Annotated in this window: 21 protein-coding genes; 9 read left to right on the top strand and 12 right to left on the bottom strand. The window is 61.7% G+C overall.

Going from position 1 to position 22,910, the window contains the following annotated elements:
- Positions 1-54 precede the first annotated feature (54 nt).
- The 5 genes from HHL09_RS21535 (at position 55) to HHL09_RS21555 (ending at position 5,811) form a co-directional block, all read left to right on the top strand.
- Complete coding sequence (locus tag HHL09_RS21535) at positions 55-624, top strand: hypothetical protein (RefSeq protein ID WP_169456712.1); 570 nt, start codon at positions 55-57, stop codon at positions 622-624.
- Between the two features lie 20 nt (positions 625-644).
- Positions 645-1,190 carry a hypothetical protein gene (locus tag HHL09_RS21540; protein ID WP_169456713.1) on the top strand — a complete coding sequence of 182 codons (546 nt, stop codon included), beginning with the start codon at positions 645-647 and terminating at the stop codon, positions 1,188-1,190.
- A gap of 2 nt (positions 1,191-1,192) precedes the next feature.
- On the top strand, positions 1,193-1,816 hold the full coding sequence (locus HHL09_RS21545; RefSeq protein ID WP_169452451.1) for a hypothetical protein: 624 nt from the start codon (positions 1,193-1,195) through the stop codon (positions 1,814-1,816).
- A gap of 21 nt (positions 1,817-1,837) precedes the next feature.
- On the top strand, positions 1,838-4,276 hold the full coding sequence (locus HHL09_RS21550; protein ID WP_169456714.1) for a secretin GspD/PilQ domain-containing protein: 2,439 nt from the start codon (positions 1,838-1,840) through the stop codon (positions 4,274-4,276).
- Positions 4,277-4,425: 149 nt separating this feature from the next.
- Positions 4,426-5,811, top strand: a complete 1,386-nt coding sequence (locus HHL09_RS21555) for a tetratricopeptide repeat protein (RefSeq protein ID WP_169456715.1) — start codon at positions 4,426-4,428, stop codon at positions 5,809-5,811.
- Positions 5,812-5,916: 105 nt separating this feature from the next.
- On the opposite strand, the gene HHL09_RS21560 is transcribed toward HHL09_RS21555, so the two are convergent.
- A complete protein-coding gene (locus tag HHL09_RS21560; RefSeq protein ID WP_240963681.1) occupies positions 5,917-7,164 on the bottom strand; it encodes a cytochrome-c peroxidase in 1,248 nt (415 codons plus the stop codon).
- A gap of 309 nt (positions 7,165-7,473) precedes the next feature.
- Between HHL09_RS21560 and HHL09_RS21565 the strand changes: the two genes are divergently transcribed.
- Complete coding sequence (locus HHL09_RS21565) at positions 7,474-8,307, top strand: glycine-rich domain-containing protein (protein ID WP_169456717.1); 834 nt, start codon at positions 7,474-7,476, stop codon at positions 8,305-8,307.
- Positions 8,308-8,314: 7 nt separating this feature from the next.
- Here the strand turns inward: HHL09_RS21565 and HHL09_RS21570 are convergent, their stop codons facing one another.
- A complete protein-coding gene (locus tag HHL09_RS21570; protein ID WP_169456718.1) occupies positions 8,315-9,346 on the bottom strand; it encodes an alpha/beta hydrolase family protein in 1,032 nt (343 codons plus the stop codon).
- An 86-nt stretch (positions 9,347-9,432) separates the two neighbouring features.
- Here HHL09_RS21570 and HHL09_RS21575 point away from each other — a divergent pair, with 86 nt between their 5' ends.
- A complete protein-coding gene (locus tag HHL09_RS21575) occupies positions 9,433-9,852 on the top strand; it encodes a YlbF/YmcA family competence regulator (protein ID WP_169456719.1) in 420 nt (139 codons plus the stop codon).
- 138 nt (positions 9,853-9,990) lie between these two features.
- Here the strand turns inward: HHL09_RS21575 and HHL09_RS21580 are convergent, their stop codons facing one another.
- From HHL09_RS21580 to HHL09_RS21610, 7 genes are all read right to left on the bottom strand, one after another.
- The gene (locus HHL09_RS21580; protein ID WP_169456720.1) at positions 9,991-11,244 is read right to left on the bottom strand and encodes a hypothetical protein; all 1,254 of its coding nucleotides are present in this window, start codon (positions 11,242-11,244) and stop codon (positions 9,991-9,993) included.
- 60 nt (positions 11,245-11,304) lie between these two features.
- On the bottom strand, positions 11,305-12,708 hold the full coding sequence (locus HHL09_RS21585; RefSeq protein WP_169456721.1) for a sulfatase: 1,404 nt from the start codon (positions 12,706-12,708) through the stop codon (positions 11,305-11,307).
- A gap of 68 nt (positions 12,709-12,776) precedes the next feature.
- The gene (locus HHL09_RS21590; RefSeq protein WP_169456722.1) at positions 12,777-13,262 is read right to left on the bottom strand and encodes a hypothetical protein; all 486 of its coding nucleotides are present in this window, start codon (positions 13,260-13,262) and stop codon (positions 12,777-12,779) included.
- Positions 13,263-13,273: 11 nt separating this feature from the next.
- On the bottom strand, positions 13,274-14,326 hold the full coding sequence (locus HHL09_RS21595; protein ID WP_240963682.1) for an Mrp/NBP35 family ATP-binding protein: 1,053 nt from the start codon (positions 14,324-14,326) through the stop codon (positions 13,274-13,276).
- A 34-nt stretch (positions 14,327-14,360) separates the two neighbouring features.
- Complete coding sequence (gene mobA, locus HHL09_RS21600; RefSeq protein ID WP_169456724.1) at positions 14,361-15,203, bottom strand: molybdenum cofactor guanylyltransferase; 843 nt, start codon at positions 15,201-15,203, stop codon at positions 14,361-14,363.
- On the bottom strand, positions 15,203-16,057 hold the full coding sequence (locus tag HHL09_RS21605; RefSeq protein WP_169456725.1) for an alpha/beta fold hydrolase: 855 nt from the start codon (positions 16,055-16,057) through the stop codon (positions 15,203-15,205). Before HHL09_RS21605 ends, mobA begins: the two co-directional genes overlap by 1 nt.
- A 7-nt stretch (positions 16,058-16,064) precedes the next feature.
- Entirely contained in the window at positions 16,065-16,430 is a 366-nt protein-coding gene (locus tag HHL09_RS21610) for a hypothetical protein (protein ID WP_169456726.1), read from the bottom strand.
- 98 nt (positions 16,431-16,528) lie between these two features.
- Between HHL09_RS21610 and HHL09_RS21615 the strand changes: the two genes are divergently transcribed.
- Positions 16,529-16,885, top strand: a complete 357-nt coding sequence (locus HHL09_RS21615; protein ID WP_169456727.1) for a dihydroneopterin aldolase — start codon at positions 16,529-16,531, stop codon at positions 16,883-16,885.
- A gap of 28 nt (positions 16,886-16,913) precedes the next feature.
- Here the strand turns inward: HHL09_RS21615 and HHL09_RS21620 are convergent, their stop codons facing one another.
- The 3 genes from HHL09_RS21620 to HHL09_RS21630 all read right to left on the bottom strand — a co-directional run bounded on the left by HHL09_RS21620 (position 16,914) and on the right by HHL09_RS21630 (position 21,197).
- Positions 16,914-17,183 (bottom strand): hypothetical protein, encoded by a 270-nt coding sequence (locus HHL09_RS21620; protein WP_169456728.1) that lies wholly within the window; start codon positions 17,181-17,183, stop codon positions 16,914-16,916.
- Complete coding sequence (locus HHL09_RS21625) at positions 17,180-20,524, bottom strand: S41 family peptidase (RefSeq protein ID WP_169456729.1); 3,345 nt, start codon at positions 20,522-20,524, stop codon at positions 17,180-17,182. Before HHL09_RS21625 ends, HHL09_RS21620 begins: the two co-directional genes overlap by 4 nt.
- Before the next feature lie 127 nt (positions 20,525-20,651).
- On the bottom strand, positions 20,652-21,197 hold the full coding sequence (locus HHL09_RS21630) for a hypothetical protein (RefSeq protein WP_169456730.1): 546 nt from the start codon (positions 21,195-21,197) through the stop codon (positions 20,652-20,654).
- Positions 21,198-21,240: 43 nt separating this feature from the next.
- Here HHL09_RS21630 and HHL09_RS21635 point away from each other — a divergent pair, with 43 nt between their 5' ends.
- The gene (locus tag HHL09_RS21635; protein ID WP_169456731.1) at positions 21,241-22,611 is read left to right on the top strand and encodes a glycosyl hydrolase; all 1,371 of its coding nucleotides are present in this window, start codon (positions 21,241-21,243) and stop codon (positions 22,609-22,611) included.
- Positions 22,612-22,910 lie beyond the last annotated feature (299 nt).

Below are 22,910 nucleotides of genomic sequence, written 5' to 3' on the forward strand. Positions count from 1 at the left end.
GATTTACCGACAAATGTTCCGCCCTGTGGCTTTCCTCTCCCGATCCCACGATTCATGAGCGACCGCGAAAAGAAACTAGTCCTGCTTTTTGGCCTCGCGGCCTTCGTGTTGCTCAATGTTTTCGGCATCAGCTGGTACAAGAAATACAAGCTCGAGCTTTCCAAAAAGGTGTCCAAGGCGGAGTCCTCTGTCCAGGTGGCGGAGGCTTACCAGAATAGCTACGCGGGCGTTGAGGAAGAGATGATCTGGCTCGGTGACCATTTCCCGGAGCCGAAGGCCGGCCAGACCGTCCAAGCGGAACTTCAGCAATTCGCTTCCTCCGAAGCGTCCAAGAACACATTGACGGTCAAGCGCCCGAAGATCCTGCCGAATGACGAGACGCCGGGTGCCAAATTCCATCGTGCCCGCGTGGAGTTCAATGTTACCGGCACCGAGGCCTCGCTTTACCGTTGGCTGGACAAGCTGCAGGCTCCCGATTCCCTGCGCGCCATCACCGGCATGCGCCTTTCCCCCGACACGAAGGATGACACCCTGATCGAGTGCACCGTGACCGTGGAGCAGTGGTACGTGCCGCAAGGCGCGGTGGATGAATCAGCGGACGACGCGCAACCCGTGGAGGAATGATGAAAGCGCCACACTTTTGCATGGTCGCCGTTTTGCTTTCCGCCGGACTCGCCTCTGCCGAGATTCCGAGGAAGGCGGAAAGGGATACCTATTCGAAACTTTGGGAGGCCTCGCCTTTCACCACGAAGCCGATCAACCCCCTAAAGCCTGAATCTTCCAGTCCCATGGCGGACTGGACGCTCGGCGGTGTCTCGGAAATCCATGGCGGTTATGTGGTGACCCTCGTTCATAAGAAGAACGCCGGGGAATCGATGATCATCCGCCCCGATGGCGTGCAGAAGACCAGCGCCGACAAGATCGAGCGCGGAATTACTCCTGGTGAAGCGGGGACCTTCAAGCTCGACCGCGTCGACTATGGCCAAGGCGGTTGGAAGGACATCTCGGTTCACTTGTCGGACGGCGCCCGCTTGGGCGTGGTCCGTTTCGATGAGAAAAACTTGGTGCCGAAGACTTCCGCGCCAGCCGCGGGCAATCGTCCGGGTCCTAGTGTCCAGCCCAACCAAGCGAATCCGCAAGGTGCCCCCGGAACTCCCGGGCGGCCCCGGTTAAGCGCGCCCCCGAAATGATGATGAAAGCCCTGCCATTCTCCATTTTCGCCGTTTCGCTCGCGGCGGGCATTGCTTCGGCCGAGCCGCCGAAGAAGCCCCCGCTTACGACTTATACCAAGTTGTGGTCTGATTCCCCATTCACCACCAAGCCCCCGCCGGCAGCGGCGAAGGAAGAGGATAGCGCCATGGCCGATTGGACCCTTGGCGGCGTTTCCGAGGTGGAAGGCGGTTATATGGTCACCTTGCTTCACAAGAAGAACGCCGGGGAATCGATGATCCTCCGCCCGAAGAATATCCAGAAGATCACCGCGGATGAGATCGAATGGCTGAAGCCGGGGGATCCGGGAACTTTCAAGCTCGACCGTGTCGAATACGGCAAGGGCGGCTGGAAAGACATCACGGTTCATCTGGTGGCAGGTGCCCGTAGCGGCGTCGTCCGCTTCGATGAGAAAAATCTGACCCCGAAGGCCTCGGGTCCGGCACCTGGCAATCGCCAAGGGCAACCGGGGCAACCCGGCCAGCCAGTTCCCGGACAGCCGGCGCAACAGCCCGGTGCCCAACCCACCAATCAACAACCCGCAGCGCCTAACGTTCGTCAGGTCCGCCAGCGGGTGGTCCCGCCCGCACCTGCAACCCAACGATAAGTCCGTCCACGCCTGTCTCCCATGTTGTCAAAAACGCCTTTCCTGCTTGCCGGGCTGATTCTTTCGGGCCTCGCAGTCGCGCAAAACCCCGCCGTTCCACCCCCACCTCAACCCGGGGGACAGATCCAGCCCGCAGCCGCTGCTGCAGGGCAGCTCGTCGCTCCTGATCCGAATGCGGTGAACCAGAAGGGTTACGCCGAGCCGAAGATCAATGGCGAGCGTCTCGCCGAGCTGTATACCGAGATCACCGGCCGCCGCGTCACCCTGAGCAATGCCGCCATCGCAGCGGAGTTCCGCTTCGTCCAGCAAGGACCGATTACCTATGGGGAGGCTGCAGAGCTTCTGAGGAAGGCGGCCCTTCTGGAAGGCTTCGTGTTCATCGCTTCCGGCAAGAATCACGATACCCTGGTATTTTCCCAGAATCCTCCGGTGGTACAGAGCCAGCCCCTGATTACCATCACCGATCCGGCTGATCTTCCCGAGGAAGACGTGGTGGTCACCTATGTGATGCCGCTGAAGTACATCAAGCCTCAGGAGGTCACCCGTACCTTCCAGGAAGTGGTGAAGAGCTTTGGAAGCTACGGTTCCATTTCCGCGGTTCCCAATGCTTCTTCCGTGGTCATCACGGAGAACTCGGCATTGATCCGCCGCCTGATTGAGTTGCAGTCGACGATCGACGTGCCTTCGCAGCAGGTCGCGACCCGCTTCATCAAGGTCCAGTATGCGGACGTTCAGGAGCTTTCCGAAACCCTGAATGAGATCCTGAATACCCAGCAGCAGCAGCAGCGTTCCGCGGGCTTGCAGCGGGTTCAAGGAACTCCTGCTCCAGCGGCTCCGGTAGTGCCCGGTGTGCCAGCCAATCCCGTGGCGAATGCTGCGGACGGAGGTGGTAGTGCCGGTGAGGATGTGCCGATCCAGATCGTGCCCAACACCCGCACGAACGAGATTTTCGCGATGGGCCGACCCATTGACATCGTCTTCGTGGAGAGCCTGGTGCGGGGCTTCGACTCCCCGACCGATCAGAAGAATTTCCTGCGCCGCAAGCTGAAGTTCCTGGCCGTGGCCGACTTCTTGCCGGTGGCCAACGATGCCCTCCAACGCGCCTTCGGCGGCACCGGTGGTGCGGCAGGTGGCGGGGCCGCAGGCGGTGGCGGCGGAGTGGGTGGCCGCTCGACCGGCGCGAATGCCGGTGGAGGCTCTCGCACGACGGGTAGCAGCAGGTCCGGACGCTCCGGTACCTCTGCCTCGAATGGTAGTAGCTTCGGCGGTGGCGGCAGCAGCGGTAGCAGCTTTGGCGGCGGATCCAGCGGTGGCGGCGGCGCCAGCGGTGGCGGCACCTTGGGTGAACCGGATGTGAATAGCGCTCCCGAGTCGCTTTTGGTCGGCCGCACCTTGCTGGTGGCCGATAACATTACGAACTCGATCGTGGTCCAAGGTCCGCCAGCCAGCTTGGAAATCGTGACCAAGCTCTTGGATGAGATCGATGTGAAGGCGGAGCAGGTCATGATCTCCTGTGTCTTCGGCCAGCTTTCGCTCGGCGATGATCTCAGCTACGGCATCGATTATCTGCGCACCCTCGACATTCGCGGGGACAATGCGATCGGCGGCCGCGGTGGCAGTGGTGATCTTCCGGATCTGCCGCTTGATGGTACCGATTTTGATCCGGGTTCGCTCGCGGCCGGCACCGGTCTCGGGATCTACGGCAAGATCGGCGAGCACATGAACCTTTACCTGAAGGCTCTGCAAGCTACCGACCGCTTCAACGTGATTTCCCGCCCGACCGTCTTCATGGCGAACAACCAGAAGGGCACGATCTCCAGCGGTCAGCGTATCGCCGTTCCGACCAATAGCTTCAACAGTGGCACCACCGGCCAGAGCACCAACATCGAATACCGCGACGTGGTGCTGACCCTCGAGGTCATCCCGCTGGTGAATTCCCAAGACGAAGTGACGCTTCAGATCTACCTGCTGAACGACGAAGTGCTTGGCAATCAGGTCATCGAAGGGGTCGGCACCGTGCCGACCATCGCGACCCGCGAGCTGGTGACCACGGTGACCGTACCGAACAACGAGACCATCGTGCTCGGCGGCCTGATCACCACCCGCGACCGCAAGGAGCGTTCCGGCATCCCGATCCTCAGCCAGATCCCGTGGCTCGGCGGCTTCTTCAGCACCACCACCGACAATGACGAGCGCGAGGAATTGCTGATCTTCATCCAGCCGAAGATCATCAACGACGGAAACAGCCTCTACGATGCCCAGGTCGAAATCGACCAGCGCTACAAGATTGACGACGAAAACCGTGAATTTATCGATGGCCCGGGCGTCCTGCCTGCCAAGGAATCGAGGGAAACCATCGTCGAAACAAAGAAGGGCGGCTCGGCCGACATGATTCCTGAGAGCGAGGGCGGCGCCCGCCGCGCCAGCTCCCGCCCGAAGGGGTTTTTCAAGAACCGCTAAGTAGATTTTGACGTCCGGAGGGGGCCGCGGAGATTCAATCTGCGGCCCTACCTATTCCGGTACTTGCCAAAATCCGCCTTCAAGTCTCAGTTTGTCCAGCCGGCTCCGGTAAGTCCCGGACCTTTCAAAAAAACATCCAATTTCGTTCCATGCCCGAAATCACTGAATCGGAACTCGCACCGAACGTGAAGGCCTTGTGGCTCAAGGCCCTCAGTGCCGTTCAGACCAATAATCACAGCTACGCCGTTAAGCTTCTGCAATCCGTGCTCAAGGATGCGCCCTTCTTCCTCGAAGGCCGCCAAGTCCTGCGCAAGTGTGAGGGAATCGTTCAGGGTGGCGCGAAATCCGGAAAAGGCCTTTTCGGCATGAGCTCCGGTGGCCCGGGCATGAAAGTTTCCGGTGCCGTCAAGAAGGACCCGCTGTCGGCGCTGCCGATGATCGAGGAGTTCCTTGAGAACAATCCTTACAGCCCGGAAGGCAATGACCTGCTTTTCGAAGCCTTCATGGCACTCCAGCTTCCGGAGAGCGCGGCTTTCGCGCTGGAGACGGTCCGCAGGGGCCACCCGGAGCATCTCAAGCTGATGCACAAGCTGGCGGCCTTCTACATCGGTAACGACAATCCGGCAAAGGCCGCCGAGGTCTACCGCGATATCATCAAGCATCATCCGGCCGACTCCGCCGCCATCAAGGGCGAGAAGGACTGCACCGCCCGTGCTTCCATGCAGAAGGGCGGCTGGAGCGAACAGGCTGACATGAAGTCGCTCCTTAAGAACAAGGATGAGGCCGGTGAGCTCGACCAAGGCTCCAAGTCCGGTCTGACCCGCGACCAGCTGGAAGACCGCCGCGATCGCCTCATCCTGAAATATAACGAGGACCCGAACCAGCTTGCGATCGTCAAGGATCTCGCCGGCATTTTCGAGCAGCTCGAAGACTGGTCGAATTCCTTCACCTTCTATTCCTGGGGCTTCAGCCTCAGCAACGGTGACGTTGCCCTGCAGACCAAGGCCGACAAGATGAAGGACAAGGTCGCCGAGCAGCAGATGCAGGAGCTCGAGGCCCGCGCCAAGTCGAACCCGGACGATCCGGAAGTGCAGGCGATGCTCGCCGAGCGCAAGGCTGCCCGTATTGCGGAGTCCCTGGAAGAAGCGAAGAAGCGCGTGGACGTCAACCCGACGGACCCGACGCTCCGTTTCGAACTCGGCCAAGCCTATTTCAACGCCGGCGACTACAGCGGTGCTATCCCGCAGCTCCAGCAGGCCAAGCGTAACCCGCACATCCAGTCGAAGGTGCTCCTGCTTCTCGGCCGGACCTTCAAGGCCAAGGGGATGCTCGACATGGCTTCCAAGCAGCTTGCCGATGCCCTCGCCGACCTCGTCGGGATGGACAACACCAAGAAGGAGATCCTTTACGAGAAGGGCCTGATCCATGCCGAAATGGGCGACAAGGACGGAGCCTTGGAAGCCTTCAAGCAGATCTACGAAGTCGACTACGGCTATCGTGACGTCGCTGCTCGCGTGGAGTCTTCCTACGCTTGATCGGCTTCCGATCCACGACATTCGAGAGGCGCGGAAGGCTATGCCTTCCGCGCCTTTCTTTTTTGTCTCTGGGGGAGATGGGGCCGGGGAGAAGAGGACAGTGCGCTAAGGCGCCGTGTAGCGGAAGGGATCCGAGAACTTCGGATCCGTCGTGACACTGATATCGGTCAGGGTTCGGAGGAAGGCGACCAAGGCAGCCTTCTGACTATCGGTCAGATTCAGGCGGCGCGGACCGAGTGGGGGCGATCCGGGGGGACCCGGGGGAAGCCGGAGAGGAGGGGAGAGATTGGGATGATTGACCACCCCTGAATTGTAGAACTCCACGACCTCCTCGAGCGTCGCAAAGCGGCCATCGTGCATGTATGGGGCGGTGAGAGCGACGTTCCGCAGTGAGGGAACCTTGAAGAGCCCTTCGTCCGCAGACAGACCGGTGATTTCGCCGACACCCTTGTCGATGTAGGGATTCTCCAAGCCGTTGTTGAAGATGTTGTTGCCGGGCACGAAGTTGTCACTGCCGTGACAGGCAACGCAGTTGCCCTGGTTCTGGAAGATCTGGCGGCCTTGGTTCTCCTGCACGGTGAAGTTGCTAAAGTTCACCGGCACGCCTTGGTCATACTTCGAATTTCCCGAGGCGATGGAACGCACGAACTGGGCGAGTGCGCGGGAGATCCGCTGGCTTGTGACCGTTGGCCTCCCGAAGGCGGAGGTGAAAAGCTCGGCGTAGAAGGGTTCGGCTGAGATGCGGGTTACCAAGAGTTCAAGTGTCATGCCCATCTCGACCTCGTTCTGGATGGGGATCAGCACCTGGTCTTCGAGAGTGGCGGCACGCTCGTCCCAAAAGAAGTTTCCGCGCAGATAGTAACGGGCATTCGTCAGACCCATTGAATTGCGCCCGGTGAGCCCGCCTTCGAAGCCCACACTGAAACGCCGGGGATCGGAGAAACCATGTGCGGCCTGATGGCAGGAGGAGCAGGAGATCGTTTGGTTCGCCGAGAGGCGCTTGTCGTGGAAGAGCACGCGCCCGAGAGCGGCTCCCGCATTTGTCGTCGGGTTGCTGGCCGGGGTGTTGTCCTGCCCTTGAATCAGCGGGTTGAGCAGGTGTGCGGGCAGAACCGGATTCGCATAGTTGAAGGGCGACGCCGGAAGCGCGAGTGCCTGGTTGCTGGAGGACAAGACGCTGCCGGCCTGATCGCTATCGAGACGGTAGAAACGTCCGCTTCCATCGGCAGGCACCGCGATCCGGAGCAGACCGTTGTAGACGCGGTAGCTGCCTTCATTGGTCCACTTGTTCAGGTCGGTCGCGCTTTGCAGGCGCCACGAATGGTTGCCGGCATCGTGGACCTCTATGGTCAATAGGGTCCCGCTGCGCCGGGCCGCGACTCTTGCGGATTCCGCAGGAATTTCGGCGGCCGGTGTGAGCGCCGGGAGAACAAGTGCTGCGAAAAACGGGAGCTTTTTCACAGCTCCACAAAAGCGCCCGAATGGTCGCGGCGACGAGGAACTTTACCTTTCCTTCACATCGGGAGACCGACTTTTACCTCGCGTTAAGATTGGAGCACCCGGTCGTGCCATGAGAGCGGAACCGGATGGATTTGGCGGCTACACAAGCGGGTGATTTTTCAAGGCGACGGAACGACTCCGGGCTGCTCGGATGCAGTCCGAATGAAAGACGAATTGCTTTCGCGATTGGAGTCCTTCGAGATCGATAAGTCCAGAGTGGCATTTCCCTTCAGCGCCCGCTTGGCCCGCGAGACTGGCTGGAGTCACAGCTACTCCCGCCGCGTGGTCCGGGAGTACCTCCGCTTCGTCTGGCTGGCCATGCGCGCCGGGCACCCGGTGACGCCGTCCAAGGAGGTGGATGAAGCATGGCACCTGCACCTCTGCTATACGCGTTCCTATTGGGATGAGATGTGCGGCAATCTTCTGGGTAAGCCTCTGCACCACGGTCCCACCGAGGGCGGATCGGCGGAGGACGCGAAGTTTGGTGACTGGTATGCGAAGACCTTGGAAAGTTATCGGACCAATTTTGGCGAGCCTCCCTCAGACATCTGGCCTCCGGCAGAGATCCGTTTCGCTCCGAGCAGGGAGCGCAAAGTGGATGCGCGCAAACACTGGATCGTATCAAAGCACGGCACGCTCCGCGGGACCTCCATCGCGGGAGGGCTACTGGTCCTACCTGCGCTCGCGGGCTGCATGCCGATCGCCGTGATCGATTCCAGAGACCAGCTCATCTTGGGGTTTCTGGTCTTCTCCATCGTCGTCATCGTCCTCCTGATGAAACTGTTCGGATTCCGAAACCGGAAGAAGGACAGGAACTCGAATGACTGTGGAAGCTCGTGCAGTTCTTTTCCCGCTGGCTGCGGATCCTCCAGCAGTAGTCACCATCACTCGGGGAACGATGTCGATTCCGGAAACGACACATCCGGCTGTGGCGCCTCCGGTTGCACCTCCACTGGCTGCGGTGGTGGCGGGGGGTGCGGAGGCGGGGGAGATTGAGTCGAGCTTACTCTGCGCGCTCGAATTGCGGGGTGCGGTGCTGCACGGCATCCAGAAAGAACTGGCTGACATCCGCATAGAGGCCGTGTGATCCGGTTGCGAGGACGTTGTTGTGGGTCGCTCCCTTGACGACCACGAAGGTCTTTCGGCTCCCCGGAACAGCGGCGAAGATATCCCTTGCCTGCTCGATGCCGATGTAGGGGTCCTGGTCCCCGTGGGCGATGAAGACCGGGATATTCAGCTTGCCTGCCGCATCCACGGGACGGACATCGGCAGGCCAGAAGCCGGCGCGCACCCGCGTCCCGCAACTCACGCAGAGGGCCGCGAGGGGACAGCAGAATTGCAGGTCTTTCGGGACCAGTTCCCGGGCGGTGGCGAGGACCGGACGATCCAAGGAACTAAAGGTGGCAACGCTGGCGACTGCCGCCCATTTTGACGGGGTCCGGGCGGCCGTCTGGATGGCAATGGCTCCTCCCTGCGAAACCCCAAAAAGGCAGGAAGGCGAGGGAGCAAAGCCGAACCGGGTTGAAGCATCAGCCAGCACCTTCTCGATCAGGGGGGCTTCCCTTACGCCGAAGGTCCCAAAGGATGCCATGTTCTCGCCCTGTCCGGGGATATCCAGCAGCAGGCAGCGGAAGCCAGCGGCGGTAAAGCGTTCGCAAATTGGCAGGTGATCCTCCTTTCGTCCGGCGTGGCCGTAGAGCAGGACCACCGTGCCGATTTCCGTGCCCCAAGGCGGCAGGGAAAGACCTCGACGGGTGAGCTCTTCGCGCAGGATGCGGGATTTCTTCGCCTCTCCCGGAGCCGGGGAGCTGGTGACCAGCAGGCAGGGCGTTTCTTCCGGACCGGTGTAGGCCTGGATCCGGAGCCCATACTGGTCGGGTTTGTCGAGAATGTCCCGGTGGTAGTCCTGCAGGCTCCGCCGCTGGGGGGAAACCAGCCGTTCGGAGCCATACCAAGCCACTCCTGCGAGCGCGATGGCCGTTAGGACCCCAACGATGATCGCAAGGCGAACGAAATATCGGCGAATGCGGATCATTGGGTGCCGGGGATATACCGCCTCATCTGGTGCGATTTCGCAAGATCGCGTTTGCCAGTCTGGCCCGCTGGCACTAGGGGAATGCCATGACTCTGCTTGCCGAGAAATCTCCCGTCCTCGAGAAAACCCGCGAACTGTGCGCCGCGATCGCGGGAGACGCCCGGTTTGTCCAGCTCCAGAAGGATGTGGAGCGCTTCCTCGAAGACGATTCCGCGCGCCTGATGTACCAGACCGTGCATGAGCGGGGCGAAGAGCTGCACCAGAAACAGCACGCGGGCATCAAGCTGGCTCCTTCTGAAATCAAGGAGTTCGAATCCGCCCGCGACGAGCTGCTGCGCAATGACGTCGCCAGCGCTTTCCTGGATGCCCAAGGCGAGCTGGAAGCCCTTCAGCGGACCATCGCGAAGTATATCACCACCACCCTCGAGATCGGTCGCGTGCCGACCGAAGCCGAGCTGTCCGACGAAGGCGGCTGCTGCGGTGGCGGATGCGGTTGCTCGCATTGATCCCCGCACGGTAGATCCGGAATCATTCATTTCAGCGCCTCACCTGCTCTCGGGTGAGGCGCTTCTTTTTGATGCGGTTCGTGGCGGGAACATGCGCCCCGCGAGAAAAGCCTGTGAAGAAAGCGGACCTCTCAGGCCTTACTGCCGCGGACGGTTGAATCGATCCACGATCTGCTTGGGGATGCTCCCCGAGTTGTTCGCCATCCACTGGCGGGCTGCCGCTTCATCCTGGCGCATCCAGCCGCCGAGATAGCGCCAGTAGTAGCCTTCCTGGGCGCGGCGGTCGCTGAGGTTGGCGACGAATTCGAGCGAGGTTTGCGGGGAATTCCGGAAACTTTCCTCGATGAAGATGCGGCGGGCGCCGTCGAGATCCGGGTTGTTGCCGAGTCCGGAGAGCCACTTCGCGGCCTCCACCGGATCCTGTCGGGCGTATTGGCGGGCCACGCCTTCGGCTGCTTCCGATTTGGTGTCCTCCGGAAGGCGCTCCACCCAGAGGCGGGCGGAAGCCAGATCCGTACGGGCCCAGCGATCGGAAACGGTCTCGGAGACATCGCGGCGCAGTTCCACATTCGTCATGGCGCTATTCCACTGGGAAGCCTGCACCGGATCGAGGTTCGCCAGATCGCGGGCCATCGAGCGGGAAGCTCGGGCGCGGGTTTCTTCGTCGCCCACACCAGCGATCCAGTTCGTCGCGAAATCGAATCCGTATTGCATGACGTAGGGCTGCACGGCATCCAGTGCCTGGTCGCGGGTGCGGCCTTCGAGTTGCGCGATGAAATCACGGGCGAGCTCCGGATTAGTGGAAGCGATGCCGCGGGTTGCTCCGAGCAGCCAGTTGTTCACCTCACCCTCGTCCTGAGCGGAGGATGCCCAAGCGAAGGCCGATTGAGGGTCATTGGCCGCCCACGTCGCCACGGCGGTTTCACGTTCCCAATCCTGCGCGCCGCTCTGCTGGAGGAAGCCGAGGGCGCTCATCGGATCACGCTCCGCCCATGCTTGGAGGATCAGCGAGCGCTCGGAACCGCGGAGGTTGGCACTCGGGCTGTTGCGAAATTCGTCGTAGACCGCCGCGAATTGGTCCGCTGGCAGGCGGTCGAGGAAGGCGAGGAGACGCTGGGTGCGGTCCAAGCGGCTCGTCACGTCCATGATCGACTTCAGATCCTTGTCCACGGGCTTGGCCGCGCCGCCTTCCCGTGCCTCGTTCTCCTTTTTCCGCTGGATTCGCTCGGCGAGGCTCATGCCTCCCATCCCTGGTCGGTCCGAGCGCGCTGATGCGGAGTCAGCACCCTTGGAAGCCGTTGACTCGGAAGGTGCACTGATGCGACCGATCATCACACCGGCACCCAGGGCCAAAGCGGCACCTCCCACGCTCATGATCCATCGGGATTTCATCGGAGTCATCTGAGAGTATGAAACGCTTCGAATTCCCCGAATTTTTCGGGATCGGAGCGTTTAGTCGGAACTTCGTCCTGCTTCCTTCCCCGCGAAAGTGGCGATTTTCCCGGAAAGCTCTGCCTGGATTCCAGCGAGAGCAGGGTCATCGGCGAGATTTCTCATCTCATGTGGATCTGCCGCGGGATCCAAGAGCATGGCTCCTCCGGCCGCATACTCGGCGTAGCGCCATTTTTCGGTGCGGATGGAGATTCCTGTGGCCGTCTTTCCGTCCTCGCTCCAGATCGTGAATGCCGGGTGGTCCCACGGTGCTTGCGGGTCCTTGATGAGCGGACTGAGATCGCGGCCTTCCGTGCCTGGCGCGGCGGGCAGTCCGCAGAGTGCTGCGAGGGTGGGGAAGAGGTCGATCGATTCCACCACGCGCTGGCATTTGCGTCCCGCGGCTTCACCGGGCACGCGGATGATCAGCGGGACGCGAGTGCCGGCCTCGAAGAGCGAGCCCGCTTTCGACCATTTGCCTTTTTCGCCGAGTTGATAGCCGTGGTCGCTCCAGAAGACGACGATGGTGTTTCCGGCGAAGCCCAGCCGATCGAGTTCGTCCAGCACGCGGCCTGCATTCCAATCGGTCCAGGAGACGCCTGCATGATAGGCGCGGATCATCTCTTTCGCTTCGGTCTCGCTGGCATCGCGGCCGACGAAGAGATCCGCATTCCTCGGGCGGATGGCGGCCTTCGGAAATCCCTCCGGCACTATCGGGCGCGGCGCGAAATCCGGGGGCAAGGAGATGTCCTCGGTACGATGAACATCGTAGAAACTCCGTGGTGCCGTCGGCGGGCTGTGCGGCTGGACGAAGCCACAGGCAAGAAAGAAGGGTTTGTCGTGCCGGGCTCTCAGGAAGCCGATCGCGCGATCGGCGATCGCATTCTCCGGATGTCCGTCACCATTGCCATCGAGCAGGATGCGCCGGTCGCTCTTCTTGTCTTTTGAGAGTTGGTCGTCGCCCTCAAGCGGCCACTTTGTTTGGGTGGGCCGCGTTTCCACCGCGACATCCGTCATGGCATCTTCAGTCCAGGAGACACCGTCATCAATGCCACCGTGGAAGATCTTGCCTGTCTCTGCCGAGATGTAGCCGTGCTCCTTGAACCACTGGGGAAGGGTTGACCACTCGGGGTGCAGCTTGCGGAAGTCGTCGCGATTTCCCAGCACGCCGGTGGTCTTTGGGTAGCGGCCCGTGAGCATCGAGGCTCGCGAGGGATTGCAGAGCGGAAACTGGCAGTATGCCTTCTCGAAAAGCACGCCGCTTGACGCAAGCTTGTCGAGATTCGGCGTGCGGCCCAGCGGATTTCCCATGGAGCCGAGTGCTGCCTTCATGTCGTCCGCGATCAGCAGGAGGACATTGAATTTCTTCTCCTGCGCATGAAGAGGTGCCAAGAGGAGAAGCAGCGCGGCGAGGCGTTTCATCATCCCAGCATGGAATGGCTCCCCGCGTGCCCGCAAGATGCAGCGATGCACCCCGATCGGGTTAGGGCCGGCTAGGGCAGCGCTCTCCGTTCGGTGACTTCCAAGCCGCCTTGCCGCTTGTGTTTCATCACGAATTCCTCGCGGGTGGCATCTTTCCGGTCCGTCGATCCATACTCGATCGAAACCGTGACCACCCCCGCGTTGTTCGCGATATTCAGAAGCCGGAACACCGGCTCCTTCCGCAGGCGCAGGAAGCAGAAGAGTGGCACGTCCGGGTGGTGAGCATTCCACAGCCACTGGGCGGGGAGAAAATCCGGGATGTCTGCCAGCGCGGAGAAGATGGCCCGCACCCGCTTTTCCCCATGCCTTGCTGCAAGGCGCGATGCCGATTTTTTTGCCAGCAGGCCCTCCCACCATGCGGCGACGGGATTCTCGTTTGCCTCCACCACTTCCTCGATCAGCGTCCGCGCATGGAAGGCCATGGCGGCGTGAAATTGTTCCCGCGTCAGCAGACCGGCGTCGTAATCTTCGAAGAGTTGCGGCGGTGTGCGGAGCATGATGGGCCAGACTATCGGGCAGGTACTCGTTCGCGCAAGTTGGCCGCGATCTGATGGAAGGCAGCGGAAACCGGATGCTCGGCCGCAGGGATTAGCGCCACCGGGGTGCCGGCGTCCCCGCGCTCGCGGGTCTGGGCATCGATCGGGATCTGCGCCAGCAGCGGGACACCCAGTTCCTGGGCCTCGCGCACGCCGCCGCCTTCGCCGAAGAGGTAGTAACGCTGGCCGTGATCGCACTCGAACCACGCCATGTTTTCCACCAAGCCGAGAATCGGGACGTTCACCTTGGCAAACATCGACACCGCCTTGCGGGCGTCGATCAGCGCCATCTCTTGCGGAGTGGTCACGATCACCGCGCCATCCACAGCCACGGTCTGGACGATCGTGAGCTGGATGTCGCCGGTCCCGGGTGGCAGGTCGAGAATCAGGTAGTCGAGGTCACCCCAGGCGACCTGACGGAGAAATTGCTGGGTGTAGCGCGTGGCCATCGGGCCGCGCACGATTACCGGTGAGCGGTCTTCGAGGAGGAAGCCCATCGACATGAGCTTCAGGCCGTGAGCCTCGATGGGGATGATCTCATCCTTCTCATTCGCCATCGGCTTCTCGTGGCTGCCGAACATCTGGGCCACCGAGGGGCCGTAGAGGTCGCAGTCGCACACGCCGACCTTTGCTCCGGTGCGGGCCAAGGCTACGGCCAGATTGCCCGCGACGGTGGATTTTCCTACCCCGCCCTTGCCCGAAGCCACCGCGATGATGCGTTTCACGCCGGGGATGGACGACTTGCCCTGCACGGCTTCCGATCCTCCGCCCTGCGCGCCTTGGGGCTCCTTCACCTCAATCTCCACCTTTACGGTGCCGACATCCGGCAGGGCGTCCAAGATCGCGTGGCAGTCCTTGAAAATCTGTTCCGGCACCTTCGGGTCCTTGGTCGCGACCTCGATGTGGACGCGCAGGACGCCGTTTTCGTGGGTAACGCCTTTGACGAGGCCGAAGGAGACGATGTCCCGGGAGAAGCCGGGGTAGCGGACATTGCGGAGGGCTTCCTTGATGAATTCGGGACTCACGGCGGCGGAAGCAATGGCGGGATCCAGCCCCCTGTCAACCCGTAGAATCCCCGGAACTCCCGGAAGCATGCCCTGCATCGGGGGATGACACGGTTTGGATGCGGATTTGCTCGCCGCCATGGAGGCGTTTTCCTGCCCCTGCGGAGCTCCCGCCTTTGAAAATCAAGACTTCATCGAGGCGCTTCCGCAGCCGCTGCTGGAAGCGGACCTCCTCGAAAAGACCGCCGATCGTATTGGCCAAGGTCAGGGTCTCCTGAGGCGGTTCGTCATCCAATTGGACGGTGACCGTCTTGGAGACGACACCTTCCCGGAGCTTCGAGAAACACTCCTCCAGTTCATGGGGCGTATTCACGTTGTCGAGCGCCGCAGGGTGGGGGAGCTCCAGCATCAATGGCTCCAGGCTTTCGAGGAAGAAGCGGGCCCGGAAGTCGTCGCGGGTGATCCATTCTTCGGCTTTCGCCAAGGCATGGGCCTCATAGATCGCGCAGAGAGGTTCGGGGCGGCCATCGAGGCGGTTGGAGTAACAGGTCGCTTGGCGAGATGGATCTCGGCACACCGCGAGATGCCGGATCGTTTCGGCATCCAGCATGAAAAGGTCACAGCCTAACAGCAGCACGGACTTTACGGGATGGGCGGCATGGGCCGCGGCTAGTGCCGCCAAGGGGCCGACGCCTGCACGTTGATCCCGGATTACGGGGAGATCGACCGGCGGGACCGAATCATTTCCGAGCGAAAGGTAAATCTCATCGCCTGCTAGGCGGGCGAGCGACACGAGGAAGTCGATCTGCCGCTCACCATCCGGGCGCTCGATCCGGGCCTTCTCCCGGCCCATGCGGCTGCTTTTCCCTCCTGCGAGGATCACGGTGATGAGGGACATCAGCGGAAGCGGTCGCGGGTATCGGGTTGCTTGAAGGGCTTTGTCAGGAAGATCCGGACGGCGTCGTTGAAGCGCTTCGGATCCTCGTTGGAAATCATGTGGGTGGCTCCGCTGAAGATCTGAAGCTGCGACTTCGGGATGCTCTGGAAAATGAGCAGGGTATGCTCGTTCCGGATCACATCGCGATCTCCGGCCATGACCAGCACGGGCGACGCGATCTTCTTCAGATCGCTTGCCGGGATGTCCGGTTGCTTGAGCATCAGGTCCATCTTCTCCAGTTCGAGGGAAATGGCGGCATTGGGGCCTTTCTCGGCGGCTTGTTCATTCATCCGCTTCTTCTCGGCCTGGATGAAGTCGATCAGCCAAGGCTCGATGCCATCGGGAGTGAGATTGGCGCCCATGATCGCGAGCTTTCCAACCTTGTCCGGATGATGGATCGCGAGCAGAAGCCCGAGGATGCCGCCATCGCTCCAGCCAACGATGTTCACCGACTTGAGTTCGAGTGAATCGAGAAGCATGTCGATGTCTTCGGCCATCTGTTCGTAGTTCAGCGTACCCTCTCCCTTTCCGCTGCGGCCATGGCCCCGGCTGTCGACGGCGATCACCAGGAAGCTCAGCGCGAAGTGGCGAATCTGAGGAGCCATGGTCTCGATGCTGCCGCCGTTCGGATGGAGCAGCAGCAACGGTTGCCCGCCGCCATAGGTCTCGTAGTAGAGCCCGATCCCGTTGACCTTGGCGGTCTTGCCCGCTTTCGGGTTCTTGCCGTAGCCGGGAAAGTCTTTGGCGGGCGAAGCGACGGTGAAGCCGACGAGGACCAGCAGGCAGGATATCAGGGCGCGGCGTCCGGCGTTCATGGATGGATCAGGCTCGCGCGGCTTCCGGCCAGAAGGCCAGCACGAGGAACGCGAGAATGGCGATGGAAATGCCGACGTATTCGTGGGGCTTCAGGATTTCCTGGAGCAGCAGAACGGCGATCAAGTTTCCGATGACGATCGAGCCCGCGCCGAAGAGGGCGACGGTGCGGCCAAGGCCGCCGGCGGCATAGACGTAGAGCTGGCCGAGCACGGCGATCTGGCGGATGACGGTGTAGCTGAGGAACCACCAGGTGAAAAAGTTCGCGAGGGTGAAGCCCTGCGCCTTCATGGCCCGTGCTCCCAAATAGTCGGAGATCGAAAAGAGCAGCTGGGAGGCAATGACGATGAACGCCGGTGATTTCAGGAAGGACACGCCGATGACATGCGGGAGCCGGGGCGCAGGGTCAAGCACCCCCGGTGTCGTGCAACCTTGACGACGGGGCGGCGGGGCTCAGCATCCGGGCGAAGCCCATGAGCGAAGCCTGCCAGATCGAGATCCGCCGCCTGAAGGTGAAGACCTACATCGGCGTGCCGGAAGATGAGCGGACGGGAGCCCAAGAGCTGCTGGTGACGGTGAAGATCACGCCGCGCGTGGGCTTCTCCGAGACCGGGGATGAGATCGAGCAGACCGTCGACTACGCCGCGCTGGCGGAAGGGCTGAAGGTGCTGGCTCTGGCGAAGCCGCGGAAGCTGATCGAGACGCTTGCCTCGGACATCGCGGATCTGGTGCTCAGCCACCCCTTGGTGGCTGCGGTGGAAGTGATGGTCGAGAAGTTCATCCTGCCGGACACGGAGTGCGTGGCGGTGCATCTGAAGAGGTCTCTCTAGGAATAAGGTGCCCGCTGTGATCCCGTCGCTAGGGTTCAAGCGGTGGTGGTAGCCATGCGTTCTGCTCCGATTTCACCGCCGCGTAGAACTCGATACCCCATATGGAACGGAGGTGCCCCTCGATCACCGACAGCGGCCGGAAAAGATCCAGGTGCGATGCCGAGCCGAACAAGCGATGATCGATCCGCTGGCCGGAGATCATCCCCAGGTGGAGCTCGCTCTCTAACAAATACGCGGCGGTGTAGGCTCCTGATGCGATCAGGACGACAGCCCATAGCCACCGGACAGTCCGTTTCACTTCACCGGCTCTCCGGTCGATGGCGTGTAACCACTGCGATACTTCGGGACAAAGTCGATGCGCTCCGCGGCGTCGACATCCTTGATGAGGACATCCACAGCCTTCTTTAGCTGCGGGTCTTCCCCGGCGACGAGTTGGCCTGGATCCGGCCAGACGATGTGATCCGGGACGGCGCCGTTCATCTCCATGTCCGTGCCGTCCTTCGGCGAGAACCATCCGCGAAAGGGGACACGCAGGGTTCCTGCATCGAGGATTTTTTCGCGCGTGGCAGAGATCACGCCGCCCGCGGTCGGGACACCGACGATGGGCCCGCGCTTCAGGGTCTTGATCGCATGTGCGAAGATCTCGGCATTCGAGAAAGAGTTCTGGTTGCACACCACCACCAGCGGCTTGTGCCAGGAAGCATAGACCTTGCGGTCTTGCGGATAGCCGGGATTCCCGCCGCGCGGGATGGTGACCGCATGTTGGGGCTGGCAGAGCACGGTGAGCAAGTGATCGGTGATGAACCCGCCGCCGTTGTCGCGGATGTCGATGACGAGGCCTTCCTTGCCGTGGCCGGCGGCATAGATCTCGCGCTCGAATTGTTCGAACTCATCCCAATACATCCGCGCGATGTGGACGTAACCGAGACGGCCGCCGGACATCTCTTCGACGCGCTTGCGGTTATCGAGCACGACCTGCGCCTCGGCGAGATCGCGGGCCTGTTCGTAGCTGATGGGATTGAGATCGTGGACGTGCTCCTTGCCCTCCTTGTCGCGGACCACCAGCTCGATGTCGCGATCCAGACGGCCATTCATGAAGCGGTGAACCGGCATGGTGCCATCGATGGCACGGCCATTGATCTTCACGATGGTATCACCCGCCTGCACCGGTGGCTTGCAGAGCGCGGCAGGGCTGCCTGCGATCACCGAGGCGACCGTGAGCGGCGAGCCTGCACCGTTTCTTTGGAAGCGGATGCCGATGTGACGCGTTGATTGGAATTCCGCGCCTTCGTTCTCCCATGGCTTCGGCCAGACGGAGGAAATGAAGGTGAGGTGGGAGGCATTCAGTTCGCCCAGCATCATGCCGACGACGCCATCGAAAGTCGGGGAGTCCGGAGCGTGCGCGGCGGCTTCCTCATACTTGCCGAGGATCTTCATCCAATCCCGGCCATTCATCGAAGGATCGTAGAAACGATCACGCAAGGTGCGCCAGACGGAGCGATACCAGAGCCGCTGATGTGCGACGCGATCCCGCACCAGGCGTGCGGTGACCGGATAGCGGGTGATCTTGCCCTTCTTCAGCACGGCAGGCGTACGATCCACGATCCAGAAGAGGGAGCCATCCTTGTCGACGCGGATCGGGAGGCCGCGGAATTCCGCTTCATCCTGCATCGAGGCACCGTGGCGGGCTTCGATCTTGAAGAGCTTGTCGGTGGAGCTGTTCTTGCTCTGGAAAAGCAGCGACTTCGAATCGGCGGTCCACAGGATCCGCTCCGGCTCGATACCCCGGGTATTGAGGCGCACGATGCGATCGCTCAGGCCTTCGAAGTCGATGCGCATGCGCTTGCGCTTCGGCTTCTCCACTTCCTCTATCTTCTCCGGCAGAGCGTGCTTTGCCACCGAGTCTTCGGCGGGCTTTTCCTCCGGTTCTTCGTCGGCCTCGCCGGTGGTGGTGTCGCGTTCGCTGTCTTCCTGGCGATAAAGCGGGTCGTCGCGCATCGCGGACTCGGCATCGAGTTCGCGGCGATCGCGGGTCGAGCGGACGGCTTCCTCGATCTTCAGATCGACGTAGAAGAGGCCCATCTCATTGTTCAGGCGGCGGCCGGTGAAGGCGATGCGGCGGCCATCGGGCGACCACTTCGGCGAGCCTTCGAAATCCGGGTGGCGCGAGAGGTTGAAGGGCTCCTTCGAACCGTCCGCGGGCATGATATAAATGTCCCGGTTGAAGTTCTGGTCTTGCGCGGCAAAGACCAGCCAACCGGAGTCCGGAGACCAATCGAAGGTCGGCGCATCCCAGCACTCGAAGAGCATCTTGTCATCCGAGCCATCGGCATTCGCCACGTGAAGGTTTCCACCGCCGGAGATATAGGCGATGCGGGTGCCGTCCGGGCTCAGGCCCATGCGGCGCTTGGCCTCGGTACCCTTGGTTACCTGCTGCTCGTCAAAGCTCGATGCACGCCACCAGTAGGTATCGCTTTCCTTGCGGGAGATTCGCCAGATGTTCCGGTCGATGCCGTCGTCCTTCAGATAATAGATCCACTGTCCATCCGGGGAGAAGACCGCGTCTTCTTCCCGCGCATCGCTGCGGGTGATGCGGTTCGGCTCGCGAAGCACGGTGTCGCTGATCCACAGTTCGCCTTCGGCGCAGAAGACGAACTCCAGGCCGCTGGGGGAGAAATCCGCGTCCACCGTGCCGGTGATCTTGCGCAACTCCTGCGTGGTATCGGGTAAGTCCTCCTGCTGGCGGATGGTGACCTGCTCCGCCTTGCCGCCTGGACGCCAGGTCCAGAGGTGAAAATCTCGGCGGAACACGATCACCGAGCCATCATCGGAAATCACCGGACGCAGCACGCCGTCGTCCTTGAAGCTGGTGAGCTGCTCGTCCTTCCCGCTGGCGAAGTCGCGGCTCCAGAGATTGAAGGTGCCATCCCGCTCGGAGACGTAATAGAAGCCGCTGCCGTCCGGCTTCCACATCGGGGAGCGGGCTTCGGCCTCTTCCTTGATGAGACTGGTGAAGGTCTTCGCCTTGATATCGTAGAGCCAGATCGAGGAAGCGCGCGGTCCGCGGTAGCCCTTGCGGTAAAGCTGTTCGCCCTCGCGGCAGAAGAGGACCTTCGACCCATCCGGGCTGTAGCGTGCGGATTGGCCCTTCTCGTTAAAGAGGTAGCTTTCGGGGGCGTCCTTGCGGAGGTCGATCTCGATCAGGCGCTCCGGCCGGAAGCCCGGTTCATCGCGTAGGCCACGGACGAGCGCGCGAGTGCCATCGGGCGTGATGTCCTCCAGGCTCGCGCCCTCGGAGTGGAAACTGTGCTGTGCGGCGGGTCCGCCGCTGGCGGGCATCGAGAAAAGCTGCAGGAAGCCCGCACGGCTGGAGCAGAAGTAGAGCGTCTTCCCGTCCGGCGAGTAATGGGGGAAGCTATCGCGCGCCGGGTGAGCCGTCAGGCGCTCGGCGAGGCCTCCCACCACGGGCACCGACCAGAGGTCATCCCGCCATTCGAAGGCGATGGTCTTTCCGTCCGGCGAGAGGGTCGGCCAACTGGCCATCAGGATCTCGCCATCGGCAGGTGTCGCCGAGGAGCCCGGCTGCACCGCGGCGACAATCGCGGCGGACAGGAACGCTTGGAAACGCCGGGCAGACATGCGTTGGAGGGACTACGGGAGGGTGGAGAGCGGGCTTTCAGGTGTTTAAGAAAGCTTAATCATCACCTCCCGCGCGGAGGGAAGCACATCGCCTGCCAAGTGGCAAGAGCCCGCCGCGGCCCTTCCTCTAACCACCTTGTGCTCTTGCGCAAAAGCGCCAGGCCAGACCCGAGATCACTCCTGCGGCAAGGCCGGGCCAGAGAGTCGGGTCCCAATGCCAGAGCACGATTTTTGCGTAGCAGGTCAGCGCGGTCACGGCGATGGCGAGGATCTTGGCGAGCGGGTCCCGGCAGGTTAGCAGGGCGTGGATGCAGAACCATGCGTGACCGGAAACCGGCGGCTGTCCGGTGAGGGGACGGGACAAGCATAAGATCGCGACCACTGCGTCGATGATCCATCGGGGCTTGCCATGGGGCCTTTCCGCGATCCGGCTGGCGATGAAGGCTCCGGCCAGCGCCGCCGCCGGGACGTAATACCAGAGGCGGTAGGTCCGGGCCTGGCCTTCGAACGCTGCCGCCGCGTAGATGGTCGTCAGCAGCGCGCAGCCTAGCGCTGCCTGCCATTTCGTGCGTCCCGAGGTCTCCGTTCCCATGTCCTGCTGCTGGCATACGGTGAGGCATCCCACAAAATGACGAGGGCAGGAACGATACTTCGCCCTTGCGCGGGGTTTCATGAAAGCTGAGTGACAGCTTTTCCCGGTCTTTTTCGCCCGCTTCATGCAATCGATCCGTGCCATTCTCTGCCTAACGGCTGCCCTGTTCACCTCGCCCCTCGTGGCGGCGCCACCGGCCGTGGCGGAGGCGAAGATCTCTTCGAGCCGCTCGGTCGCGACGCTGGCGAACCGAAAGGCAACCCTGAGTGGAAAGACGGAGCTCCGGCTGACTGCCGGGGGTGATCCGATGCCGGGGAGCTTCATCAATTTCACCTCGCCGGATTCGTGGTTGATCCTGGAGCAGGTGAAGCCTTCGAAGGTGATCTCCTCCTATCTGGACCGCTTGTTCGTGGATGGCGAGCCGGCGAAGATCGACCATAACCTGCGCGTGACGGCCTACGGGTCCGGGGCGGTGGTCATTCCGCATGGCCCGAAGTTCGAGGCGATGAGCGTTTATGATGCGAAGTCGCTTTCCGGTCCGGCGATGGGTCTGAAGTGTTACGAGAAATACGATGATGCGAAGCTCGGCTCGATGAAGGGGGCGATCAGCTCCTTTCGCTTGAAGCGAGGCTACATGGCCACCATCGCGGAGAACGAGGACGGCACCGGCATCAGCAAGAACTACGTGGCGCAGGATGCTGACATTGAAGTGAAGCCGCTCCCGCCTGAGCTGGATAACAAGGTTCGCTTTGTCCGAATCTTTCCGTGGCGCTGGACCAGCAAGAAGGGAATCGCAGGCGGGATCTGGCAGAACCTGAACGTCGGCTGGTTCTATGACTGGAACATCGAGCAGCGCACCACGCCGGACCTCGAGTATGTGCCGATCAAGCAGAAGCGTTATTGGCCCGGGCTGAACCAGGATTGGAAGGAGAAGGGATCGCTCCACTTGCTTGGCTTCAATGAGCCGGATCGACCGGACCAAGCGAAGATGACGCCGGATGAAGCGATCGCGGGATGGCCTGAGCTTCTCGGGACGGGGCTGCGGCTTGGCTCGCCCGCGGTCTCGGATGGGGGATTGGGCTGGCTTTATCAGTTCATGGAGAAGGCCGATGCGGCGAAGCTGCGCGTCGACTTCATCGCGGTGCATTACTATCGCGCGGTCGGTGATCCCGGCGATGGGAAGGCGGCGGCCTCGCAGTTCCACAATTTTCTCAAGGACATCCATGAGCGCACGAACCGTCCGATCTGGATCACGGAGTGGAACAACGGTGCGAACTGGACCGGCGGCAAGGATCCCGACGCGAAGGAGCAGAAGAAGGCGATCGAGGAGATGATTGAGATGCTCGACAAGACGCCCTTCGTCGAACGCTATGCGCTCTACAACTGGGTGGAGGACTGCCGCGCGCTGCAGGACAAGGACGGGAAGCTGACACCGGCAGGCGACGTGTATCGGGACAAGGTTTCGCCCGCCGGCTACAAGCAGGAGAAGAAGTAGGGGCTTGTTTTGACGAAAACGGCGTTGCCGAACTGGCCGGGGACCACTGGTTGTTTCCCGCCTGTTATGCCTGTTAAAACAGGAGAAATAACAGGCTGGGGTGCACCGGAGTCGAAGTGGCCCTTGAAGATTTCTTGACGGAGTGGGTAGAGGCGAGGACGTGGGAATTTGGATCGGCATGTTGAAGGGATTTACCGCTCAATCATGGCGTATCCGGGCGATGGGTTTCTACTGTCACATCCGTGAAAAACGAGAGGCGGGGACGTCGTGGTCCCACTGTCGCATCTTGCGGGATGCGG

Source organism: Luteolibacter luteus (assembly GCF_012913485.1).
GTDB lineage: Bacteria > Verrucomicrobiota > Verrucomicrobiia > Verrucomicrobiales > Akkermansiaceae > Haloferula > Haloferula lutea.